Source organism: Sulfurovum sp., from assembly GCF_041562805.1.
Classification (GTDB): domain Bacteria; phylum Campylobacterota; class Campylobacteria; order Campylobacterales; family Sulfurovaceae; genus Sulfurovum.
Map to the genome: position 1 here is coordinate 1 of NZ_JBFFOH010000031.1, position 22,181 is coordinate 22,181.

A 22,181-nucleotide genomic window follows, 5' to 3' on the forward strand; every position below is an offset into this window, starting at 1 on the left:
ACAGACCTGATCATTATAGATGAGATCTCTATGGTGAGTACAGACTTGATGGATATGATAGCGTACAGACTGAACAACTACGGATACTTTGGGAAAGTACTTTTTGTGGGAGATTTCTTTCAGTTACCACCTGTCCAAAAACAGAACGGTAGAAACGATGTCTTTGGAGAGAAACTCTATGCTTTTGAGAGTATGGCATGGGAACGTTTTGAACTGATGGTCATAGAACTCACCAAGATGAAACGTACCACAGATGCAGAGTTTACACATATACTCTCCAAAGTACGTAAAGGGCAATGTGACGAGGAAGTCGTACGTTATATGACAAAACTTTGGAATACAGAAGGTATGAAAAAAGATCCTACATATCTATATGGGCGTAACCTTGAAGTGGAACAGACCAACAGAGCAAAGATCAATGAACTAGATACGGAAGAGACCATTCTATTTGCAAACGTAGAGATGTTTGGCTCTGTGCATGAGAAGAAACTCGCTGGCTGGAAAAATATGCTGCCTATCTCAGAACATCTTACGCTTAAAGAAGGTGTACCTATACTTTTTACCGTAAACAAATGGGGTAAGTTCGTCAATGGTGAGAGAGGTATACTCAGAAAGATAGAAGAAAACCATCTGATCGTGGAAAAAGAAGAAGAGTTTGTTCGTGTGGAAAGACATGAATTTGATCTTGTTGATATGCTGGTAAAAGAAGATGGTACAGTAGAGTCGATGTCACTTGCCACACTTTCACAGTTTCCTCTAAAATTGGCTTACGCAGTTACCATACACAAGTCTCAGGGAATGAGTATAGATAATCTTGTGTGTAATGTAGACAACATATTTGCACCAAGCCAGTTTTATGTAGCCATATCACGTGCTATAAATCCTAAACATTTAAAGATAGATTTTAATAGAGGTGATCTAACACAGTATTTACAAAGAGTCATTAATGTAGATCCGCGTGTGGTGAATTATTATAGGAGTCTGGTTACTTCGTAACGATACTTATGTATCCTGCAGGTTTGATATGTAGTATACTTTCCTGGATGGTTACAACATCCCCATCCAACTCTACAAAGTTGAAATCATTTTCCAGATCTATAGTCATTTCTTGTACCTCTCCATAAAAACTTCCAAACTTCTTGATAAAACCTGCAGGCGTAAAGATAAAAAAACGTTGTGAACTTAAAAGCATAAATGGTGTCATGATGAGGTGTATAGGCAGGAGTAAAAGGGAAGCAAGTACATACTTGAACATGCTTCCCTTCAATACACCAAAACGCAGTGTTTCAGAAAGAAAGATGTGTTGTAGATCACCCATGTTTCCAGCTGAGAAAAGAAAAACTTCCTCATTGAGTGTAAAGTAGTGATGTTTTTGGGTTTGAAGTGTTTCCCCATTTGCTAAGGCATCCAGTAGTTTTTCCATTTTTGGGACTTTATGAAGTTTAGCAACCACATTGAAAGAACCTACCGGATTTAAGATGAATGCAGCTGAGTGTTGTATGCTTTGTAATGCTTTGATCACACGTCTGATAGTGCCATCTCCACCAGAGATAATGATATAGTTATATGTTTCTATCTTTGGATGTGATTGGAGCGCAGAAGCTTCTATGGACGTTATATTGAGGGTAGCATGTTGTATTGTCTTACCTATAGAAAGAATACGCATTATGGTCCTTATATATATTAGATATAATTATATCCATGAAACTTGAAAATGAAGATGCGCTTGATAACCTTATTATTTGCCAGAAGTGTTCTACACTACATGAGGAAGTACCTATAAAAGATGGTACTAAAGCATGCTGTTCTGAATGTGGGGCTATACTCTATAGCTATGACAGTAAACGTATAGATCATGGTTTGGCATTGAGTATTACAGGGTTTATCTTTTTTGTTCTGGCAAATGTTTTTCCTTTGGTACAAATACAGATACTGGGACATGAACAGTTTATTACGATTCCTAAAACTATTTTTTCTTTGTTTGATAGTGGGTTTTACATTGTAGGGATCATTTGTGCTTTTCTGATCTTTATCTTTCCTTTGATGATATTTATGATCAATATACTTCTTTTTATCCTTTTAAAAATCAAACGTGGTGAAAAATGGACAAAAGATTTGCTTATCTTGCTCTCTCATATTACTCCTTGGAGTATGACGGATATTTTTCTTATCAGTATACTTGTGGCACTTGTTAAACTCATAGGTTATGCTCAGATACATATGGGTATTGCATTTTGGGCATTAATGGTATTTGTACTTATTGATTTATATATAGTGAAAAGTATACAGCTCTCTGAATTGTGGATGTTGAGAAAAAGAATCCTGGTAAATAAGGATACTCAATGATAGAGATCGATGAAGATAAACTTATAAGATGTACGGTATGCGAAGCAGTAAATATAGATAAAGGTGAAGAGAACACTTGTCGTCGTTGTGGTTCTGCTATCTATAAGGATAGAAGTTTTAGTACAGAAAAAAGTTGGGCATTTCTTATTACAGCTATAATAGCATACATCCCTGCAAACCTTTATCCTATGCTCATCACTAAACAGTTCGGGACAGAAGAGGGGAATACACTCATGGGAGGTGTAGTGATGTTATGGGAACATGAATCATATCCTATAGCTATGATCATCTTTGTTGCATCCATTCTCATACCGGTGTTAAAGTTCCTTGTCTTGATTTATCTGTTAATTAGTGTAAAATACCCCATAGGGAAAGATAAAAAAGCAAATAAGCATAAATTGTATTATATGACAGAAGTTATTGGTCCATGGTCGATGATAGATGTTTTTGTGGTGGCTATACTCGCAGCATTGATCCATTTGGCCAATATCGAGATCATTGCTGGAACCGCTGCGACTGCTTTTGCTATTTCTGTGTTTTTTACACTTTTAGCAGCACATGCTTTTGATGAACGTCTTATTAAGGAAAATAAATAAATGGCAAAACAGATACCTCACATAGAAGAATCCAGTAAATTTAATCTTCTTACTTCCATATGGATAGTACCTTTCATAGCACTCATCATTGCAGGCTGGTTGGCATATCAGTATTTCGCTGATCTTGGACCGGAAGTCAGAATTGTTTTTCCTAAAAATGAAGGTTTGATAGCTGGACAGAGTCAGGTAAAGTTTAGGAATGTGCCAGTGGGGAAAGTGACAAAGATCCTTATTACCGAGGACACTAAGGGTGTTGTTGTTGTCGTACGTATGATCAAAGATGCTGAGCCGTATATGACAGAACGTGCAAAGTTTTGGATAGTGAAACCTGAAGTGGGTCTCTCCGGTGTTAGTGGATTAGATACCCTTATTTCAGGAACATACATTGATGTATTTTCTGAAAAGGGGGGTACATATAAGAAAGAACATATTGGATTGACTCAACCCTATCGTAATATTAGAGGAGGTGATTATTTTCATTTAAGCTCTTTGAACGGGGACAATGTAGTGGTTGGTACACCTGTTTATTATAAAAACCTAAAAGTAGGACAAGTAGAATATCTAAATCTTAGTTTAGATAATAAAAGTATAGATATTATTGTGTTTATCGATAAGAAATACGTACCTCATGTGCATGAAGATTCTAAGTTTTGGACACAAAATATAATGAGTGTTGATTTTTCAAAAGGTAGTCTTGAAGTCAATATCGCACCTTTACATACTATGTTGCAAGGGGGGATCGTCTTATCCTCTTCAGGAGAAGATAAGAACAGACCAGTATCGCCAAAACATGTATTTCCTCTTTATAAAAATAAAACCCAGGCTGACAGCAAAAGAATAGTAACCGATAGTATACCTATGAAAAAATTTATGTTACATACTCAAGGTTCTATTGCTAATTTAAAAATAAATTCAGCAGTACGTTATAATGGATTTGACATTGGAGAGGTCGAAGAGATTGAACTCTCTTATGACAAAAAGACACATCAAATGTTAGGTAAGGTACTCATCGAACTTGACACATCACTCTTTAAAGATCCTAATGATATCAATAGTACAGGGGAAACAAATTTGTATCAGGCTGTCGAAGAGGGCTTACGAGCAAAGATATCTCCACTTGATCCAATAACCGGTATGCTTTTTGTTGATCTGACCTTTGCACACAATGACGGAAATGCAAGTATAAAGAAAGTAGGTAAATATGCATTATTCCCAACAACGGAAAATGCTGACATCAGTGTCATGCACAGTTTGTCAAGCATACTTGAAAAAATCAATAAGTTGCCTTTAGAAGAATTATTCGCATCTATACAAAAAGTGGTAGAAGAGAGTGAAAAACCTATAGCAAATGCAAATGTTTTATTGGAAGATTTACAAAAGACGGTTACAAACCTCAATACCCTAACAAGCAAAGATTCATTTAAAGTTTTACCGGATGAATTACATAAAGCGATCAAAGAGATAACACGTACGATGAAAGATACACAAACGGTTGTTAAAACCTACGATAGTAACTCTCTTGTTAAAGAACAATTAACACAAACACTTGAGATACTGAGTAAAACATCTCAAGAGATGCAAATGTTCCTAAGAATGCTTAATAGAAAACCAAATTCACTTATCTTTGGAGATAACTAATGTCAAGATTTACAACAACTATTAAAATGAAAACACTTTTTATGATCATTGTACTATTGGGACTTAGCGGATGTGTGGCATCAAGCAATTATTATGTACTTTCAGTAGCCCCTCAACCTACAACAGTCTATGCCAATAACAATAGGACCATTGGGGTAGAAAAAGTGACTGTGCCTGAATACCTTTATAAAAGAGAAATAGCTGTGGCAAAAACATCAAGTCAGATCACTCTGTTGAGCGGAGCAGTATGGGGCGAAGACCTGGATACAGGACTTACACAGAGACTCATCAGTTTTTTACAGAAAAAGTTTAAACAGCCAAGTGTATATGCCTATCCATGGGGCATAGATAGACAACCAAGCGTAAAAGTGAATGTAGCGATCACCCGTTTTATCGCACAGGGTGACAAAGTGTACCTTGATGCAAACTGGGAAGTGATGAATGTCAGTACACATAAACGTAAAGCAAAACTTTTTAGTACGTCTGTCTCTACCGGTAGTGATGCCGCTAGTATCGTAGATGCTATGGACAAAGCATTTGGTAAACTCGAAGAAGATGTAGCGAGAGGGATGAAGGGGATTTAATACTTCTTCTACTTCTCTGTGTATCCTTTGAATCAGTGCTTAATGTTTCTTCTTAGAGCACTTTAAATATTTTACTTCCTCATTTCATTTCACTTTCTCATAGATATCCTTATCTAATTTTAAATATAAACATACTATACTTCTTTTAATTGACCGACGGTCAGTCATAAAAAGGAATGCTATGGCAATTATCGTAAACAAAGAAGAAAAACGTAGAAATATTGCGCTTTCATGCAGAGAGTTACTCCTCGAACAGGGGATCAATTCTTTAACTATATCTCAGATAGCAAAAACAGCGGGTGTGGGTAAAGGAACGATCTATGAGTATTTTGAAAACAAAGAAGACATTGTTTTTGAAATCATAACAACGTTCATTGCGGAACATGAAAAAAAGTTATTGGACATAGTAGCAGAATCTACTACAACTAAAGAAAAACTGTTTCATTTTTTTTATCTTCTATTTGAAAGTGAATTGGCAAGAAAACAACTAAAAGTCTATAAAGAGTTTCTTGCTATTTCACTCTCTAACGAACCAAAAGAAATGCTTCTTTTTAGTGAAGAATGTCAAAGTAAATTTTCCATTATTCTAAACCAAATTTTAGAAGCAGGAAAAACGTCAGGTGAGATAGAAGAACATAAGCTGATATCTGAAAGTTCTTTAATGTTATTTGCCACAGGTTTAGTAGTGGATTCACGTTTAGAGTCATGTGATATTGAAAAAGAGATTCATATATTTCTAGACATGCTGTTGCCATCAACTGAGAAGGGGGTATAGATGAAAATATTATTAGGATTGTTTTTACCTTTATTTGTGTTCGCACAAAGTTACGGATTAAGGACATTGGTAGATCATGCCAATAAAGAAAATGCATTGATCAAAGCAAAAGAGATCAGTATTAAGGCAACACAAGAGAGAGTAGAAGCAGCAAAAAGTGCTTATTGGCCAACTGTTGATGTAGGTGCAAGTCACAGTTCTCTATCTCCTAACAGTGTTGTCAGTCCAGGTGAAACTTCGTCAGCGTTTGCAACGATAAGTGTGGATCTTTATGATGGTGGTAGAAAAAGTGCAGTACTTCGCGGTAAACAGTATGAACATGAGGCATCTCTTTTTGAAAAAATTGCCTTTGAAAAGAGTGTCACGCTTGACATAGTACGTCACTATTATGGAATACAAAAACTAAAAGCAACTTTACAGGCTTTGGAAGAACGTTCTACTGAACTAAAAGCGCAGATAAAACGTGTAAAGAAGTTTAAAGGAGCAGGGCTTTCTACACAAGAAGAGGTAGATAAACTTCAAGCAGAGTATGACAGTAATAATTACACAATGGCCAATACCACACTGGAACTTTTAAGAAGTGAAAAAAATCTACAGCTTCTTAGTGGCTTGCCTGTAAAACAATTAAAAAAGAATTATTTTCAAGAACCTAAAAATGTACAATTTGAAATTTTTGAAAACATTAAAATGCTCCAAGCCAATGCCAATGCAGTAGGAGAGAATGCTAGTGTTATCAGTGCAGGATACAAACCCCAGGTCAATGTCTCTGATACGTATCATGAATCACATTTTGATGATACTGTCTCTATGCCAGGGTTTGAAGGAGATGGATTATTGTTAGATCATCAAAATAAAGTGATGCTTTCAGTCAACATGCGTCTTTTTGATAATGGTCGAATGTCTAAAGAGAGTGAAGCAGTGAAGTATCAGAAGCTGGCTTTGCTTTCAGAGATCGAATATGCAGAGGATGAACAAGAAATGAACTTTAATTTATCAGAAAAAAGTTTAGAGACTATACGTTCAAGACTTAAAAGTGCAAAAAGTGCTTTACGTGCCGCAAAAAGTACCTATGATGTACTTAAAGAAAAATTTGAAGTAGGTTTAGTTGATAATATTGCCTTCCTTGATGCACTTAGTCAAAAAACACAGGCACAAGCACGATATAAAGAGACACTTTATGACTATGAGATCGGTAAATCGATCTATTATTATTATGCAGGGAAAGACCCAAAGGAGTTTATTAGATGAAAAAGATCGTATTTTTATTATTTATGGCATTGCAGTTGAATGCAGAGGAGATCTACGCAACATTTGATATCGAAGCACAAAAGAGTGCGTCTTTAGCATTTAGCAGCAGTGGGATCATAGAAAAAATGAATGTTGATATTGGTTCAACAGTGAAAAAAGATGAGCTTTTGGCAGAATTACTAAATGATGATATAAAAGCGATGGTAGAGGTTTCAACAGTTGCTTTAAAATATGCACAAAGTGATTATGAAAGACAAAAAAAGGTTCAACAGCACATTAATGAATCACTATTTGACAGTTTTGCCTACAAATATGATAATGCAAAAGTGCAGCTGCGGTATCAAGAGTCACTTTTAGCTAAAACCTATTTACGTGCTCCCTTTGATGGTATTATCACTGCAAAAAGAGTTGAAGTAGGTGATGTGGTCAGTGGCCAAATGATCACAGAGGTCTTTGATATTCAAAGTTTGAAAGAACGGAAGCTTGTCTTGAAATTTGATCAAAAATATCATCAAAAAGTAAAAGTTGGTGATACCTTCAACTACAAAGTTGATGGTGATGATAGCACTTATTCAGGAACCATTTACAAAATATATCCAACCATTGATTCGAAATCACGAAAAATGTTAGCTGAAGTGATAGCTGAGCATTTCCCTGTAGGACTCTTTGGTGATGGATACATCACAACAAAGTAGGGAAATATGTATAAATTTGCCATAAACAGACCCATAACAACATTGATGGGAGTATTTTCATTTATTGTCTTTGGATTGATGTCTTATACAACTATGCCTGTGAACCTTTTCCCAAATGTGGACTTTCCTGTTGTAACCATTCAAACCAATTACAATGGTGCTGATGCAAGTACAGTGGAGACCAAAGTAACTGATAAACTTGAAGAAGCGATCAGTGGTATTGATGGGATTGATAAGTTAATGTCAACTTCTTATGAAGGATTTTCTTCAGTGGTCGTACAGTTTGAACTTTTTAAAAATATCGATGAAGCGACCAATGACGTACGTGACAAGATAGGTTCAGTGATCCTGCCAAATGAAGTTGAGAAACCTATCGTGAAAAAATTGGGTGCAACCGGAGCGGTGATCAACCTTTTTATTGCTACAAAAACGGCTGATGTTACGGCACTTATGAGAATATCAGATGAAAAGATCAAGCCCATACTACAACGTATCCAAGGTGTGGGTGAAGTCAATATTATCGGGTATCAAGATAGAGAAATTCGAATTTATGTCGATCCCTTTAAACTTAATAAATATGAGCTGACAGCACTGGATGTTCAAAATATTGTTGCGTCACAAAATATAAATCAGGGTGCTGGTAAGCTTATCAGTGAGCAAAAAGAGACCATTATTAAAGTCAAAGCAGATGCTATCAGTGTTGAGGATCTTCAAGCATTGGTACTTAAGCCTGGAGTTAAACTTAAAGATGTTGCAAGAGTGGAAGATGGTCTAAGTGACAGTAGCAGCTACTCTACTTACAATGGTAATCAAGGTGTAATGTTGGAAGTAAAAAAGATCTCTGGTGAAAATGTACTCAATATCATCAAAGGTGTTAAAAATGTAATGCCACGTCTTGAAACAATTGCTGGTGAGGACTACACTCTGCAACTGCTTCAAGATCAAAGCGATAAGATCATGGTCAATATCGATAATGTAACATTTGACCTTATCTACGGATCTATCTTGGCGATCATCATTGTCTTTTTCTTCCTTCGAAATGTGACAGCTACACTTGTATCAGCACTTGCCATTCCTACCTCTATTATTGGTACATTTGCCATTATTGACTGGATGGGATATGACTTAAATAAACTTACTCTTATAGGACTAACACTGGCAATTGGTATCTTTATTGATGATGCTATCGTTGTCATTGAAAATATTACCAAAAAGATGGAAGAAGGAATGGAACCTTTTAAAGCATCATTTGAGGGGATAAAAGAGGTTGCATTTTCTATTTTGGCGATCTCATCGGTCTTACTTGCAGTTTTTATACCTGTGGCATTTATGGATGGTATCGTGGGGATGTTCTTTAATTCTTTTGCCATGACAGTAGCTTCGGGTGTTGTACTTTCCTATCTGGTAGCAGTGATGTTTATCCCTACTGTTGGAGCACGGGTTTTAAGTGCGAAGCAGAGCAAATTTTTTCATATGACTGAGCCGTTTTTTGTAGGGCTGGATAAAACTTATGTAGCCATACTTAAACCATTGATACGTTTTAAGTGGATCACTCTTATAGTGACGATCGGGTTGCTGGTTGCCTCAACCAAGCTTTCTACAGGTATGGATTTTGTTCCGATGGAAGACAACAGTGAGTTTCAAGTATTTACTAAAGCACCTGTAGGAACAAGTTTAGAAGAGATGAAGAAAAAAATGAAGCCTATGCTTAAGAAAATGGAGGGTGATGAGAATATAGAGTATTCTGTATTGTCCATTGGGTATAACAGTGCCAAGGAGATCCATAAAGCTAAGATCTATGCGAAGCTTAAACCAGTAGCTAAGCGTAGCATCTCACAAGAAGATGTAGTACAACACTATACCAATGAATTTAAAACCATCAATGATATGGTTGTAACCGTTGAAGAAGTTGCACCATTTGATACGGGAGCAAGTAATGCTCCTGTACAGATCGTTGTCACAGGGGCTGATCTTGATGTCCTTAACAAGACCACGCAAAAGTTGATGGATCTGCTTAAAGAGACGCAAGGTGTAGTAGGTATAGATAGAGATTATGAAAGTGGTAAACCAGAGATCAAGGTAGATATATTAAGAGAAAATGCACAGCGTGCCGGTGTCAGTGCCAATGAATTAGCAGGTATTCTCTCCAGTGCGTACTCCAGTGATAGAGCTATATCATATTATGAAGAGAATGGACGTGAGTTTGACATTACCTTGCGTTTTGAAGATCAATACCGTAACAGCATTAATGATATCAAAAAATTGCAGGTTAAAAACAGTGATGGCGAGTTTGTCTCACTTGAAGGGTTGATCAGTTTTGAAGAAGATACAGGAACGTCATCTATTAACCGTTTTGACCGTGAAAGAAAAGTAATGGTAACAACAGGGATCTATGAGACCAGTTTGGATGTTGTCATGAAAGTTGTGGATGATAATATAGGAGAAATACTGCCTGCAGGATATAACTACCGATATACGGGAGATATTGAAAATATGGCTGATACCAATGCAGCATTTGGTGGAGCAGTTTTACTTGCGGTGATCTTGATCTATCTGATCTTGGCAGCATTATATGAGTCTCTCATCCAGCCGTTGATCATTATGGTTGCAATGCCACTTTCATTTACGGGTGTGATCGTCGCACTCTATTTGACTGGAAATAACTTCAGTCTTTTCGTTATGATCGGGATTATTCTCTTACTTGGTATGGTAGGTAAAAATGCGATCCTGGTCGTTGACTTTGCCAATCATGCGATCAAAGAAGGGAAAGAGGTGAATGAAGCGATTTTAGAAGCCGGTGAGAAAAGACTTCGTCCTATTCTCATGACAACCTTTGCAATGATCGGTGCAATGCTTCCTTTGGCATTTGGTACAGGGGCAGGGCATGAGAGTAATGCACCAATGGCACTAGCGATCATCGGAGGACTTATAAGTTCAACGATCTTAACCCTTTTAGTAGTTCCTGCTATTTATCGAATCATGTACCCAATGGATGCATGGCTTAGAAAATGGTATGAAAAAGGTGAAGTATAATGTTATTGTGTAAACTATTAGTATTCAAGAGAATAATCAGCAAAGCCTATAATTACCATGATAAAATACAGAAAAGAGTTGATACTATGACAGACCAATAAAAAAAATCAGGGATATACATGCATAATAAATTAGAAAACCTTATGGGAAAGATGGGAGCATTTATCTATGATAATCCTTTGAAAGTGATTGTAGTTGTTCTCATACTCTTAGCTTTTCCTCTCTCTCATGTACCACAGATAAAGATGGATACATCGACTGAGGGATTCATGCATGATGATGATCCTGTACTGTTGGAATATAATGAGTTCCGAGCACAGTTCGGACGTGATGAACGTGTTATTGTTGCACTGAAAAGTGATGATATCTTTACACTGAAGTTTTTTGAAACACTTAAATCTATGCACGATGAGATAGAGTCAACCGTACCTTTTGTTGATGACATTACATCACTCTACAATGTAAGAAATACCAGAGGTGATGGCGATCAACTTATTACAGATGATCTATTAGAACCTTTTCCTACTACTCAAGAAGAAGTGAATTCCATTAAAGAGCGTGCACTTGCATCACACTTTTATAAAGACCTTTTTATAAGTAAAGATGGAAAGATGACTACGATGGTCATTGAAACTGATGCCTATTCTCATGAAGGTGAGAAAGAAGTGTCTGATGTAGATGCATTTGATGAAGGATTTGGAGACGAAGTAGAAAATACGACAGAAGAAAGCAAAGACAGACCTTTTTTAACGGATAAAGAAAATGCACAGCTTGTTTCGGCTGTGTTAGCAATAGTCCAAAAGTATAAACAAGAGGGTATAGAAATGTATATGGCAGGTTCTCCTTCTGTGAACCATGCACTCAAATCGCAGATGCAAGCAGACATGCAAAAGTTTATGCGTATCACTTTTCTCATCATACTTGTATTCTTATTTGTGATGTTTAGACGTGCTTCTGCAGTATTTTATCCGCTTATTGTGATCATACTTTCTTTACTTGCAACAGTGGGTACTATGGCATGGAGTGGTGTGGCATTTAAACTCCCTACACAGATAGTTCCATCGCTTCTTCTTGCTGTGAGTATCGGTGCGACAGTGCACATTCTTTCTATCTTTTTTGATAAATTCAATACCACCGGAGAGAAGAGAGAAGCCATACAATATACCTTGGGACACTCTGGTTTGGCTATTGCTATGACCTCTGTGACAACTGCTATAGGAGTAGGATCATTTTCTGGTTCTCAAGTAGCACCTATTTCAGATCTAGGGATGTTTGCTTCACTTGGAGTCATGATCTCACTCTTTTTGACCCTTACACTGCTGCCTGCACTTTTAAGTATCACTAAAATGAAACAAAAGGTCAAAACGGAAGCAGGTAAATTGGACAGGTTCATGAAAAGACTTGCTGTTATTCCTGTAAAACATTATAGAAGTATCATAGCATTGAGTGCTGTATTGGTTGTAGTGGCTTTGTTTGCGGCAACAAAGATTGAACTTTCTCATAATCCATTGAAATGGTTTCAGCCTGACAGTTATGACCGAGTTTCTACAGAAGTGATAGATGAAGCGTTAAATGGTTCAGTCACCATTGAACTTATTATAGATACACAAAAAGAGAATGGTTGGAATGATCCTGTAAGGTTGAAGAAATTAAACAAACTCTCTAAAGAGATGGAACAGTATGTAGATAACTATACACATATTGGTAAAGTGGTTTCTCTCGCAACTATAGTCAATGAAACGAACAGAGCTTTGCATGAAAACAGAGAAGAGTACTACACCATACCAGACAATGCTGACCTGGTTTCTCAAGAGTTGTTGCTGTTTGAAAATTCCGGTTCTGATGACCTTGAAGATGTGGTAGACAGCCAGTTCTCCAAAGCAAGGATAAGCATCAAGCTTCCATGGACTGATGCAGTACGGGCTACTAAAGTTCTAGGCTATGTAAAAGAGGTGGCAACAAAAACGTTTCCGGAGGATAAGGTTATAACCACAGGAATGATCCCTTTGCTTATTAACACTTTTTCTCACGCTGTAAGTTCATCTGTGACAAGTTATTTTATCGCCTTTGTCGGTATCTCTCTGATGATGATGTTTATTCTCGGATCTGTACGTATAGGTCTTCTAAGTATGATTCCAAATCTTACGCCTATCATTTTGGGATTACTACTGATGTATTACGTTCGTATACCACTGGATATGTTCACCTTACTCATTGGTTCCATAGCCATAGGGCTTGCCGTAGATGACACTATCCATTTTCTACACAATTTTAGAAGATACTATCTAGAGAGTGGAGACAGTGCCAAAGCCATTGAACAGACATTCTTTACTACAGGTAAAGCTATGGTGATCACCACGATCGTATTGTCATTAGGTTTTTACGCGTATATGATGGCAAATATGATCTCGGTACAGAACTTTGGTTTATTAACCGGTTCGGTGATCATTTTAGCACTACTGGCTGACCTGTTACTCGCACCTGCACTCATGATAGTAGTTGCTAAACGCGGCTGGATAAAATAATTAAAGGAAAACAGATGACTACAAAACAATTATTACTGACACTTACTTTAGGCGTATCACTTATAACAACAAATCTACTTGCGGACGATTTAAAAGCAAGAGCCATTATGGAAAAAGTGGATGCCCGAGATGATGGTAAAACACTTGAACAGGATATGCTTATGGTCCTTATCGATAAAAATGGTAAGAAACGAAATAGAGATATTAAATCTTACGGAAAAGATTTTGGAGAAGATGAACATCGTATCATGTTCTTTAAAAGTCCTGCAGATGTAAAAAACACCGCTTTTTTGACCTATGATTATGATGATGCAAGTAAAGATGATGATCAGTGGTTGTATCTTCCTGCACTTAAAAAAGTAAAACGTATTCCTACATCAGATAAAAGTTCCAGTTTTATGGGCTCGGATTTTTCTTATTTTGACATGACAGATAGAGATATCGAAGATTATGATTTTAAATTGCTCAAAGAGACAGAAGTTCGTGGTAACAAAGCATGGATGATAGAAGCTATACCCCGCAGTGAGAAAACGATTAAAGAGTCTGGATATACAAAAACCATAGCCCTTGTGAGACAAGATAACTATATGGTAGTACGTTCCATAGGATTTATGAAAAGTAATAAGAAGAAATATCTTGATGTGGTACGTTTGCACCAGGAAAAAGGGGTATGGCTTGCAGATGAAATGACGATGACAACCAAGAAAGGCAAAAGTACAGTGCACAAGACTATCTTGAAGTTCAGTCATATAAAACTCAATAAACCTATAGATGACAGTATGTTTACCACACGTCGACTTGAAAAGGGGATGTAAGTTGTATAGGAATCATTTATCTGTTTTTACTTTGATAGCCTTGTTGAGTTTTTACGCTCATGCCGATGAGGTAGATGAAGCAATGGGTGGATTTGATGATGATCCTGTGTCTGTTACCCAAGAGAAGAGTACTGAAGATGCATTATTGGATGGTTTTGATGATACATCAGTGACTGCTGCAGATGAGCAAAAGAGTGCAGAGGATGAGTTATTTGATGGCTTTGAGGATGATGCTTCAACCAGTACTGAAATAGATGATGAAACCAGCAGTTTTGTACCTGGACTTACAGGAAAATTAACACAACAGATAGCCTATTCTTTTGATAATGATAAACCCCATGATAATATCTCCTCATTTAAAAGTTCACTATTATTAGACTATGAACATAAATTTGAAAATGGTTTTAAGTTCAAAGCAAATGCCAAAGCTTATTATGATGCGATCTATGACATCAAAGGAAGTGAAAAATTTGTTCAAGATGAGTTAGATGAACTTAGAAGTGAAGTAGAGTTGTTTGATGCCTACATAGAAGGAAAGATCACCGATAACTTTGACATGAAACTAGGACGCCAAGTCGTTGTATGGGGACGTAGTGATACCATAAGGGTAACGGATGTCCTTAATCCTTTAGATAAACGCCGTCCAGGTATGGTAGATATAGAAGATCTTCGTCTACCTGTGGCTATGGCTAAATTTGATTATTTCATAGGTGACTGGCGTGTGACACCTATTGCTATATTGGAACAACGTTTTTCAAAAAAACCTCCATTTGGCTCTATTTTTTACCCTCTACCTTTTGCTGCACCTGATGACAAAGACTATTCCGATGTCACGTATGCGCTTTCTGTAGGAGGAGAGTTCCCCGGATGGGATGTGAATTTTTATGCGGCACGCATACATGATGATGAAGGTCATGTGGTTGACCCATTAACCCCGAGTGTACATCATGATAAGGTGAATATGTTTGGTACAGCACTTAATGTACTTAGTGGATCTTGGCTTTTTAAAACAGAACTGGCTTATTTTAATGGACTTAAATACACTACAGTACCGGATAAAAGTTTCAATAGAACAGATCTGCTTTTGGGTGTGGAATATAATGGCATAGCAGATACACTTATTTCTTACGATTGGGTACATAGAAGTCTTGAGGAGCATGATGAGAGATTACTTAATGAACTTAACCCGTTAAACAAACACAGTTACCAACATGCATTTCGTGTAAGCTCTGATTTTATGAATGATTCACTGACTGCCAATTATCTCCTATCGCTTAATGGAGAGAAACTCGATGAAGGTGGTTTCCAGCGAGCTTGGGTAAAGTATGAACTGGGTGAAGGAATCAATACGAATATAGGTGTGGTTGATTACATAGGTGGGTCTTTAGTTTTTGATGAATATGAAGATAATGATATGATATTTGCAGATATCGCTTATAGCTTTTAATTATGCTACAATACTTTAAATAATTTATATTATACATGCAAGGAAGCTTATGTTCTTGAGTTCTCATATTAAAATGATATTGTTATCTACTTGTATAGGAACTGTAACAATGCTTCATGCAGAAGTAGAAACCCATCCTTTTGAAATAGAATCAGGTATGGTTATTTATCAGATCAGTGGTGGGGCTCAACTTACTCCGGAAACTAATCTAAGTATAAAAGGTAATGCAAAGTTACGTTTTAAAGAGTGGGGTGAGATTAAACTCGAAGAAGAGAGTGGAGTAGTATTGACTACGGGATCCATAAAACATAAACAACATGTAAAAAGATTTGAAAAACAGACAAAAGAGACAGTCATTACTGCTGATTATGAAAATGAACAACTTTTGGAACGTAAAAAAGTTCCAAGTGATAATAATACACAAGATGAAACAGATTGTTTGGTGAAAACAGGGCAAGAGCTTGTTGCAGGAATTCTTTGTGATGTCTGGGAAGGTCCAGGTGTAAAGAAGTGTATCTATAAAAATATTGTGCTTAAGTTAGAATCTCATGTCCTAGATGTTTCGTATGCAAGAGTAGCAACCAAAGCAGTCTTTGATATTAATACGTCTGATGAAGCGTGTGAAGTACCTGACTATCCTGTACAAGAGTTTGCACTCTTTAAAAATAATATTCAAACCAAGAATGCATATAAAACTGAAAATTTTTGTAAAGTCTTGAAAGATACCACTTATGATATAAATGAACAAAATGCAAGTTATCGCGCCAATAACATAAGGGATGTAGAGAGAAAAAAGTTTATCAATCACATTGCTCAAGATATTTATGTAAGACAAAAAGAACTTTTACCTGAGTTATTGAATTCTTTAAAAGAAACCCGTGCATGTTTACAAACAGGAGAAGATCCTTTCACTGCCAATCAATGCATTGAACACTTTAGTCGTATGAAAGCACAATTAGGTACGGAAGAGGATGACTATATCATACTTTGGGATGATAAACGGAAGAATACACTGCTCGATAAAATAGAAGATGAACTCATATACTTACAATCACGTATACCATGTGTAAATCGTGCACAAAACATTACTGATCTTTCATCTTGTATGAAATAATTTCCTATGAAATTTTACCGTATTTACATAGAGCTTACTAATGTATGTGGGCTCTCTTGTAGTTTTTGTCCAACAAAAGAATTGCCTTCTAGAGAGATGGATCTAATTTTTTTTGAATCTATCGTTAAGCAAGCCAAAGTCTATACCAATGAAATAGCATGTCATGTTGTAGGTGATCCTCTCACACTCTCAAATCTTCATGCCTACTTGGATATTATTCATAAGCATGGGCTTAAAGCGATGTTGACAACCAGCGGATACTTCTTGAAAAAGCATTCTTATGATACACTTTTTCATCCTTGTGTAAAACAAATAAATATCTCACTCAATAGTTTTAATAAAAATGATACCTCTATCACTTTTGAACAATATATTGCTCCAGTGCTTACGCTATGTCAAGCTAAATTGGATAGAAAGGAAGATATGTTTATTAATTTACGTGTATGGAATTTGGATGAAATGATGAGTGAACGTACATTTAATGAAACATTGTTTGAAACACTTTCTTCGACTTTTGAGACTAAACTTAATCTACAAAATATTTATGAAGAGAGACCAAAGTCAATACGTTTGGCATCAAAAGTATTGGTACATTTTGATAACTACTTTGAATGGCCTTCTTTGAAGAATGAGAATTATGGTCACGGTACATGTCAGGGGTTACAGTCACATGTGGCTATCCTGGCCAGTGGAAAAGTAGTACCTTGTTGTTTGGATTGTGATGGTGTTATAGAGCTTGGAGATTTGCATGAATCTACATTGGATGAAATTTTAACTTCAAAGCGTGCTGTAAATATGTTAGAGGGATTTAAAGAAGGCAAAGCCGTTGAAGAACTTTGTCAGAAGTGTAGTTATAAAGAGAGATTTAATACGTAACTAGTTACATGAGCCTTTCGCTGAGAACAAGCATTAAAATGCAGTGCATGTGAAGCACTAAATACTGAATCGTAAAACATAGTGTTAGCGTAAGTATATAGGGATTTGCCCTATATACGGTCAAAACTGTAAAAGCTTTGCCAGAAGTGTTCCTATAAAGATCGTTTTAATAATTAGTCTATATCAGGTGTAATTTTTTCAAATCTTGTACCTTCAAATGAAAAGTTCCCCATTGCACCCTCCGAATCAAATACAAACCCAACCATATTAGAACCAAAATCAACATCATCAGCTTCTTCTTCAGCATTATATTCTGCCAGAGCAATATTTACATCAAGTTCAGTTTCCCAATCATCATCTTCCATAAAAGTTTTGAGTGCATGATCTGTTGTAAAGGCTATGATCAGAGAGTATTGTTGTGCTCCCATTTGGAAACCCATCGATGCAGATGTGATACTATAGTATCCTTTAGTGACACCATTTATACGTAGAGCACCTTCACCATATTTACCACCAACAAAAAATCCTGCTTCTTTAACATCAGGAAAAACAACGTAGCCTTTGGCATTATCTAAAAACTTTTTGCCTCCATTTACTTCTTTGTAAAATACAATGAGTGCCTCATTTGCATCATTGTCAATTTCTTCTGCTGTATCTTCTGCCATAGATATTGAAGTAAATGCTAAGAGCATAGCCAATATGATGGATATAGTTTTCAATAATTTCATTACATGTCCTTGATTTGTTTGAATTATTATAACATAAAAATTTTATTAAGAATAGTAGGAGAAAGATTTAAAAGTGCAAAGCCCAAAAGAGCCTTGCAAGAAGTTTTTTGTGAAGAGTGGTCTAGATTTTAATTAAGGTTTAATTCTTTCAAATTTGGTACCTTCCATAGTAAAGCTACCCATCATTCCTTTAGAATCAAATACAAAAGCAACCATATCGTCATCAAAATCAACATCATCAAGTTCTTCTTTTGAATTCCACTCTGCTATGGCAATTTTACCATCAACATCTGTTTCCCATTCATCATCTTCTAGAAGAAGAAATTTATTGAGTGCTGCATCAGAAGTAAAGGCTATGATCATAGAATACATTTGTGCTCCCATTTGGAAACCCATTGATGCAGAGGTAATGCTGTAATATGCTTTAGTAGAGTTTCCTACACGTAGTGCACCTTCACCATATTTACCACCAACAAAAAATCCTACTTCTTTTATATCCGGGATGACCAGATAGGCCTTCGCATGTTCCAAATATTTTTTAGAACCTTTGACTTCTTTATAAAATGTGTTGAGTGCATCATCTGCATCACTGTTTATTTCTTTTGCAGAGTTCATGGTTGCCATGGAGATAGTACTAAATGCTATAAGCATAGTGAGCAGTAGAGTTAGAGACTTAAGTATTTTCATTTTTTATCCTTAATTGAAATTCATTAATTATAACACAAAATAGAATTGAATCAAGTATGATGAATATATAAAAAAGTAAAATCTATAAAGAAGGTAACTAAAAGTCTTTTTAAGAGTGAATTGAAAAGATAAAATAAATGTAAGGATTTGTATACATTTGATGGAAGAAAAACTCCATCAAATGCTAAGAAAGAGAAATTTAATTAGGCACTATTCTTTGGAATTTTGTACCTTCTATACTTACACCTAACATTAAACCTTCTCCACCATATATAAATGCAACAATAGGCTTTTCATAACTTATAGATGTAATATCTTTGCTCCCACCCCAGTCTGCTACAATGACAGAGCCATCTACACCAGCTTCCCATCCGTCACTTTTAATAAAGTTGTTTAAAGAAGCTTCGGAGATAAATGCAATGAGAACGGAATGTTCTTGAACACCAGCTTGGTATCCAATGGAAGCGGATGTCATACTATAAAAGTGTTTTGTCGTACCATTTACACGCAGTGCACCTTCTCCATACTCAGCGCCAAGGATAAAGCCACCTTTGATGACAGAAGGAAAGACAAGGTAACCTTTTACTTTAGAGAGAAATTCTGCTCCACCAGAAACTTCTTTTTCAAATTTTTTGATGGCAGCATCCACATCAGTATTAAGTGCATTAGCAGATTTTGCGAATGAAAATTGAGTAAAAGCTAGAGAGATGAGTAATAATAGCATCATTGGGTTGAGTTTTTTAATGTACATGTTGTAATCCTTATGATAATTGTCATATTATACCTGATAAAGTTAAATGAATTAAATACTAGGATAATCATGGAAAAAGTAAGTATTAAGGCTTATGCAGCAAGACATAAGTTGAGTATATTCAATGTTGTAAAAATGACAAAATCGGGTCAGTTGCCAATAGAAACAGTGCAGGTAAACGGTAAAGATATAGTCTATATTCTGATAGACAAAGACGTTGAAAATGAGGTTGAAAAGTCTATCGTTCGGGAAGAGAATAAAGTACCTTATAGTCTGAGAAAAGAGAATGAAAGACTTAAAAAAGAGATAGAGAAATTGAAAGAAGAGATAGTGGCATTGAAAAATAGAGTATAATAACGGTATGAAAGTAGTTTATATAACAGATGATATTTATCTACAGCATAATACCGGGTCAATGCATCCGGAGTCTCCATTACGTCTGAAGGCTATCAACAAAGCCATTGAACCTTTACATGAATTCCTGATATTTAAATCTCCTATCAAAGCCTCTGAAAGTATTATTGAATATGTTCATCCTTATGAACATATAGAAACCATAAAAAGTATATCTGAATATGGGGGAAGTATCGATTCGGATACTGTTTGCAGTATTGATTCCTATGATGCAGCAACTATGGCTGTAGGAGCAGGGGTTGTTGCTTTAGATGGTATAAGATCTGAAGAATTTGAGCGGGCTTTTTGTGCGGTAAGACCTCCTGGACACCACGCTACACCCACACAAGCGATGGGTTTTTGTCTTTTCAATAACATAGCCATAGCTGCACGCTATGCACAAAGTATAGGATATGAAAAAGTGATGATCGTTGATTTTGATGTACATCATGGCAATGGTACACAAGATACATTTTATGAAGACGACTCTGTATTTTATTTCTCTTCACATCAGGCGTATACATATCCCGGCACAGGGGCAGCGTCAGATAGAGGGCAGGGGAAAGGTGAAGGATATACTGCCAATTTCTTGATGATGCCTGAAAGTACTGACAGTGAGTTGCTTGATATTTATGAAAATGATTTACCTCCATGCATAGATAGATTTAAACCTGATATTATTTTGGTATCTGCAGGCTATGATTTACATGAAAGTGATCCTTTGGCACAACTCAATATAACTACTGAAGGTATAAGAAAAATGGTTAGATTGATCTTGAACAGTGCGGATGTTCCTTTTGTCTTTTTTTTAGAAGGTGGTTATGATGTAAATGCTTTAGGGGAAAATGTCAAAGTGTCACTAGAAGAAATGATATAGGACAAATATAAACATTTAAGTATTTATCTTAATTAATATTACTTATATTTATGTATATAAATGATATACTTTTCCATGGAAGTTTATAAAATAAAAAATATCGCCGGACATCTCGCAAAAGGATTTTTAAGTAATCCTCTTACTCCTGTTATAGCAGTTGCTATTTTACTTTTAGGTTTTCTTTCGTTGGAAATAATGCCTAGAGAAGAGGATCCACAGATAGAAGTGAGTGGTGGTTCTATTATCGTTGCTATACCTGGTGCTACACCCAGTGAGATCACCAATGTCATCGTCAAACCTTTGGAGAGGCGTATACGTGAGATCAAAGGGGTAGAGCATATTTATGGTACAGCTATGAATAATGTAGGTATGATAAATGTACAGTATTACATTGGTCAGAACAGAGAAGAATCCAACCTCAAACTATATGACAAAGTCATGCAAAATATGGATCAACTTCCCAAAGGTACCATGCAGCCATTGGTAAAACCTTTTGATATAGATATAGATATCCCTATACTTACTGTAGCATTTTATAAAGCAGGTAATGCAGATATTGATACAATCAAACTTTACAAAATTATACGCGAATTACAACAAGATATTAATGCCCTTGATAATGTAGCAAAAACCACACTGAAAGGTGTGAAAAGACCACAATTTAATATTCTGGTCGACCTACATAAACTTGTTGCCTATAATATTTCCTTAGGTCAAGTAACACAAGCCGTTAAATCTATATCTATGAATGCGCCAGAGATAGATACAACAACTTCAGAAGGTAAACTCATTGTCTTTGGTGTACAAAATGCCTTAGATGATGTAGATGATCTTAACGAACTGATCATTGCCCAATATAGGGGATCACCTATTTATTTGAAAAATATTGCCAAAGTGGAATATAACTATGATATCCAAAATTTTGACTCAGCGAGTATTACTTACCAGGAAAACATGGTAGGTAAAGAAGATGCTGATGAAAAAGTAAAAAATGGTCCACCTCTTTTCCATGATGCTGGTGATCAGATCACTATGACCATCGCAAAACTAAAA

21 protein-coding genes are annotated in these 22,181 nt (G+C 36.1%); 17 read left to right on the top strand and 4 right to left on the bottom strand.

The features are described from left to right. On the top strand, positions 1 to 996 hold a 996-nt coding region (locus ABYK33_RS05825; RefSeq protein ID WP_373032085.1), incomplete at its 5' end, for an AAA family ATPase. Here ABYK33_RS05825 and ABYK33_RS05830 read toward each other — a convergent pair. Then, a complete protein-coding gene (locus tag ABYK33_RS05830; protein WP_373032086.1) occupies positions 986 to 1,666 on the bottom strand; it encodes a diacylglycerol kinase family protein in 681 nt (226 codons plus the stop codon). The two genes, ABYK33_RS05825 and ABYK33_RS05830, sit on opposite strands and share 11 nt — an antisense overlap. A gap of 35 nt (positions 1,667 to 1,701) precedes the next feature. Here ABYK33_RS05830 and ABYK33_RS05835 point away from each other — a divergent pair, with 35 nt between their 5' ends. The 13 genes from ABYK33_RS05835 to ABYK33_RS05895 all read left to right on the top strand — a co-directional run bounded on the left by ABYK33_RS05835 (position 1,702) and on the right by ABYK33_RS05895 (position 17,692). After that, positions 1,702 to 2,346: a paraquat-inducible protein A gene (locus ABYK33_RS05835; RefSeq protein WP_373032087.1), complete on the top strand. Its 645-nt coding sequence runs from the start codon at positions 1,702 to 1,704 to the stop codon at positions 2,344 to 2,346. Next, the gene (locus ABYK33_RS05840) at positions 2,343 to 2,942 is read left to right on the top strand and encodes a paraquat-inducible protein A (protein WP_373032088.1); all 600 of its coding nucleotides are present in this window, start codon (positions 2,343 to 2,345) and stop codon (positions 2,940 to 2,942) included. Before ABYK33_RS05835 ends, ABYK33_RS05840 begins: the two co-directional genes overlap by 4 nt. Continuing rightward, positions 2,943 to 4,580, top strand: a complete 1,638-nt coding sequence (locus ABYK33_RS05845) for an intermembrane transport protein PqiB (RefSeq protein ID WP_373032089.1) — start codon at positions 2,943 to 2,945, stop codon at positions 4,578 to 4,580. Then, positions 4,580 to 5,164, top strand: a complete 585-nt coding sequence (locus ABYK33_RS05850; RefSeq protein WP_373032090.1) for a membrane integrity-associated transporter subunit PqiC — start codon at positions 4,580 to 4,582, stop codon at positions 5,162 to 5,164. The genes ABYK33_RS05845 and ABYK33_RS05850 overlap by 1 nt, the downstream gene beginning before the upstream one ends. Before the next feature lie 181 nt (positions 5,165 to 5,345). Beyond that, positions 5,346 to 5,939, top strand: a complete 594-nt coding sequence (locus tag ABYK33_RS05855) for a TetR/AcrR family transcriptional regulator (RefSeq protein WP_373032091.1) — start codon at positions 5,346 to 5,348, stop codon at positions 5,937 to 5,939. Continuing rightward, positions 5,940 to 7,187, top strand: a complete 1,248-nt coding sequence (locus ABYK33_RS05860; protein ID WP_373032093.1) for a TolC family protein — start codon at positions 5,940 to 5,942, stop codon at positions 7,185 to 7,187. Further along, on the top strand, positions 7,184 to 7,882 hold the full coding sequence (locus ABYK33_RS05865) for an efflux RND transporter periplasmic adaptor subunit (RefSeq protein WP_373032094.1): 699 nt from the start codon (positions 7,184 to 7,186) through the stop codon (positions 7,880 to 7,882). The genes ABYK33_RS05860 and ABYK33_RS05865 overlap by 4 nt, the downstream gene beginning before the upstream one ends. 6 nt (positions 7,883 to 7,888) lie before the next feature. Next, a complete protein-coding gene (locus ABYK33_RS05870) occupies positions 7,889 to 10,915 on the top strand; it encodes an efflux RND transporter permease subunit (protein WP_373032095.1) in 3,027 nt (1,008 codons plus the stop codon). Between the two features lie 119 nt (positions 10,916 to 11,034). Beyond that, a complete protein-coding gene (locus ABYK33_RS05875; protein WP_373032096.1) occupies positions 11,035 to 13,440 on the top strand; it encodes an RND family transporter in 2,406 nt (801 codons plus the stop codon). 14 nt (positions 13,441 to 13,454) lie between these two features. Continuing rightward, positions 13,455 to 14,255, top strand: coding sequence for an outer membrane lipoprotein-sorting protein (locus ABYK33_RS05880; RefSeq protein WP_373032097.1), 801 nt, complete (start codon positions 13,455 to 13,457; stop codon positions 14,253 to 14,255). Between the two features lies 1 nt (position 14,256). Next, positions 14,257 to 15,702: a DUF1302 family protein gene (locus tag ABYK33_RS05885; RefSeq protein ID WP_373032098.1), complete on the top strand. Its 1,446-nt coding sequence runs from the start codon at positions 14,257 to 14,259 to the stop codon at positions 15,700 to 15,702. 49 nt (positions 15,703 to 15,751) lie between these two features. Then, positions 15,752 to 16,816, top strand: a complete 1,065-nt coding sequence (locus ABYK33_RS05890) for a hypothetical protein (RefSeq protein ID WP_373032099.1) — start codon at positions 15,752 to 15,754, stop codon at positions 16,814 to 16,816. A 6-nt stretch (positions 16,817 to 16,822) separates the two neighbouring features. After that, positions 16,823 to 17,692 carry a radical SAM/SPASM domain-containing protein gene (locus ABYK33_RS05895; protein WP_373032100.1) on the top strand — a complete coding sequence of 290 codons (870 nt, stop codon included), beginning with the start codon at positions 16,823 to 16,825 and terminating at the stop codon, positions 17,690 to 17,692. Between the two features lie 173 nt (positions 17,693 to 17,865). On the opposite strand, the gene ABYK33_RS05900 is transcribed toward ABYK33_RS05895, so the two are convergent. The 3 genes from ABYK33_RS05900 to ABYK33_RS05910 all read right to left on the bottom strand — a co-directional run bounded on the left by ABYK33_RS05900 (position 17,866) and on the right by ABYK33_RS05910 (position 19,858). Further along, positions 17,866 to 18,420, bottom strand: coding sequence for a YSC84-related protein (locus ABYK33_RS05900; RefSeq protein ID WP_373032101.1), 555 nt, complete (start codon positions 18,418 to 18,420; stop codon positions 17,866 to 17,868). A 132-nt stretch (positions 18,421 to 18,552) separates the two neighbouring features. Continuing rightward, positions 18,553 to 19,107: a YSC84-related protein gene (locus tag ABYK33_RS05905; RefSeq protein WP_373032104.1), complete on the bottom strand. Its 555-nt coding sequence runs from the start codon at positions 19,105 to 19,107 to the stop codon at positions 18,553 to 18,555. A 199-nt stretch (positions 19,108 to 19,306) separates the two neighbouring features. Further along, positions 19,307 to 19,858 (bottom strand): YSC84-related protein, encoded by a 552-nt coding sequence (locus ABYK33_RS05910; protein ID WP_373032105.1) that lies wholly within the window; start codon positions 19,856 to 19,858, stop codon positions 19,307 to 19,309. 69 nt (positions 19,859 to 19,927) lie between these two features. Between ABYK33_RS05910 and ABYK33_RS05915 the strand changes: the two genes are divergently transcribed. The 3 genes from ABYK33_RS05915 to ABYK33_RS05925 form a co-directional block, all read left to right on the top strand. Next, positions 19,928 to 20,212: a hypothetical protein gene (locus ABYK33_RS05915; protein ID WP_373032106.1), complete on the top strand. Its 285-nt coding sequence runs from the start codon at positions 19,928 to 19,930 to the stop codon at positions 20,210 to 20,212. 7 nt (positions 20,213 to 20,219) lie between these two features. Then, entirely contained in the window at positions 20,220 to 21,128 is a 909-nt protein-coding gene (locus tag ABYK33_RS05920; protein WP_373032107.1) for a histone deacetylase, read from the top strand. A gap of 75 nt (positions 21,129 to 21,203) precedes the next feature. Then, positions 21,204 to 22,181: efflux RND transporter permease subunit (locus ABYK33_RS05925; RefSeq protein ID WP_373032108.1), on the top strand; the 978-nt coding region annotated here is incomplete at its 3' end.

Bases quoted from the DNA above. Each gene is read 5' to 3' on its own strand.
- ABYK33_RS05830 (WP_373032086.1), bottom strand. From the start codon at position 1,666: ATGCGTATTCTTTCTATAGGTAAGACAATACAACATGCTACCCTCAAT.
- ABYK33_RS05835 (WP_373032087.1), top strand. From the start codon at position 1,702: ATGAAACTTGAAAATGAAGATGCGCTTGATAACCTTATTATTTGCCAG.
- ABYK33_RS05840 (WP_373032088.1), top strand. From the start codon at position 2,343: ATGATAGAGATCGATGAAGATAAACTTATAAGATGTACGGTATGCGAA.
- ABYK33_RS05845 (WP_373032089.1), top strand. From the start codon at position 2,943: ATGGCAAAACAGATACCTCACATAGAAGAATCCAGTAAATTTAATCTT.
- ABYK33_RS05850 (WP_373032090.1), top strand. From the start codon at position 4,580: ATGTCAAGATTTACAACAACTATTAAAATGAAAACACTTTTTATGATC.
- ABYK33_RS05855 (WP_373032091.1), top strand. From the start codon at position 5,346: ATGGCAATTATCGTAAACAAAGAAGAAAAACGTAGAAATATTGCGCTT.
- ABYK33_RS05860 (WP_373032093.1), top strand. From the start codon at position 5,940: ATGAAAATATTATTAGGATTGTTTTTACCTTTATTTGTGTTCGCACAA.
- ABYK33_RS05865 (WP_373032094.1), top strand. From the start codon at position 7,184: ATGAAAAAGATCGTATTTTTATTATTTATGGCATTGCAGTTGAATGCA.
- ABYK33_RS05870 (WP_373032095.1), top strand. From the start codon at position 7,889: ATGTATAAATTTGCCATAAACAGACCCATAACAACATTGATGGGAGTA.
- ABYK33_RS05875 (WP_373032096.1), top strand. From the start codon at position 11,035: ATGCATAATAAATTAGAAAACCTTATGGGAAAGATGGGAGCATTTATC.
- ABYK33_RS05880 (WP_373032097.1), top strand. From the start codon at position 13,455: ATGACTACAAAACAATTATTACTGACACTTACTTTAGGCGTATCACTT.
- ABYK33_RS05890 (WP_373032099.1), top strand. From the start codon at position 15,752: ATGTTCTTGAGTTCTCATATTAAAATGATATTGTTATCTACTTGTATA.
- ABYK33_RS05895 (WP_373032100.1), top strand. From the start codon at position 16,823: ATGAAATTTTACCGTATTTACATAGAGCTTACTAATGTATGTGGGCTC.
- ABYK33_RS05900 (WP_373032101.1), bottom strand. From the start codon at position 18,420: ATGAAATTATTGAAAACTATATCCATCATATTGGCTATGCTCTTAGCA.
- ABYK33_RS05905 (WP_373032104.1), bottom strand. From the start codon at position 19,107: ATGAAAATACTTAAGTCTCTAACTCTACTGCTCACTATGCTTATAGCA.
- ABYK33_RS05910 (WP_373032105.1), bottom strand. From the start codon at position 19,858: ATGTACATTAAAAAACTCAACCCAATGATGCTATTATTACTCATCTCT.
- ABYK33_RS05915 (WP_373032106.1), top strand. From the start codon at position 19,928: ATGGAAAAAGTAAGTATTAAGGCTTATGCAGCAAGACATAAGTTGAGT.
- ABYK33_RS05920 (WP_373032107.1), top strand. From the start codon at position 20,220: ATGAAAGTAGTTTATATAACAGATGATATTTATCTACAGCATAATACC.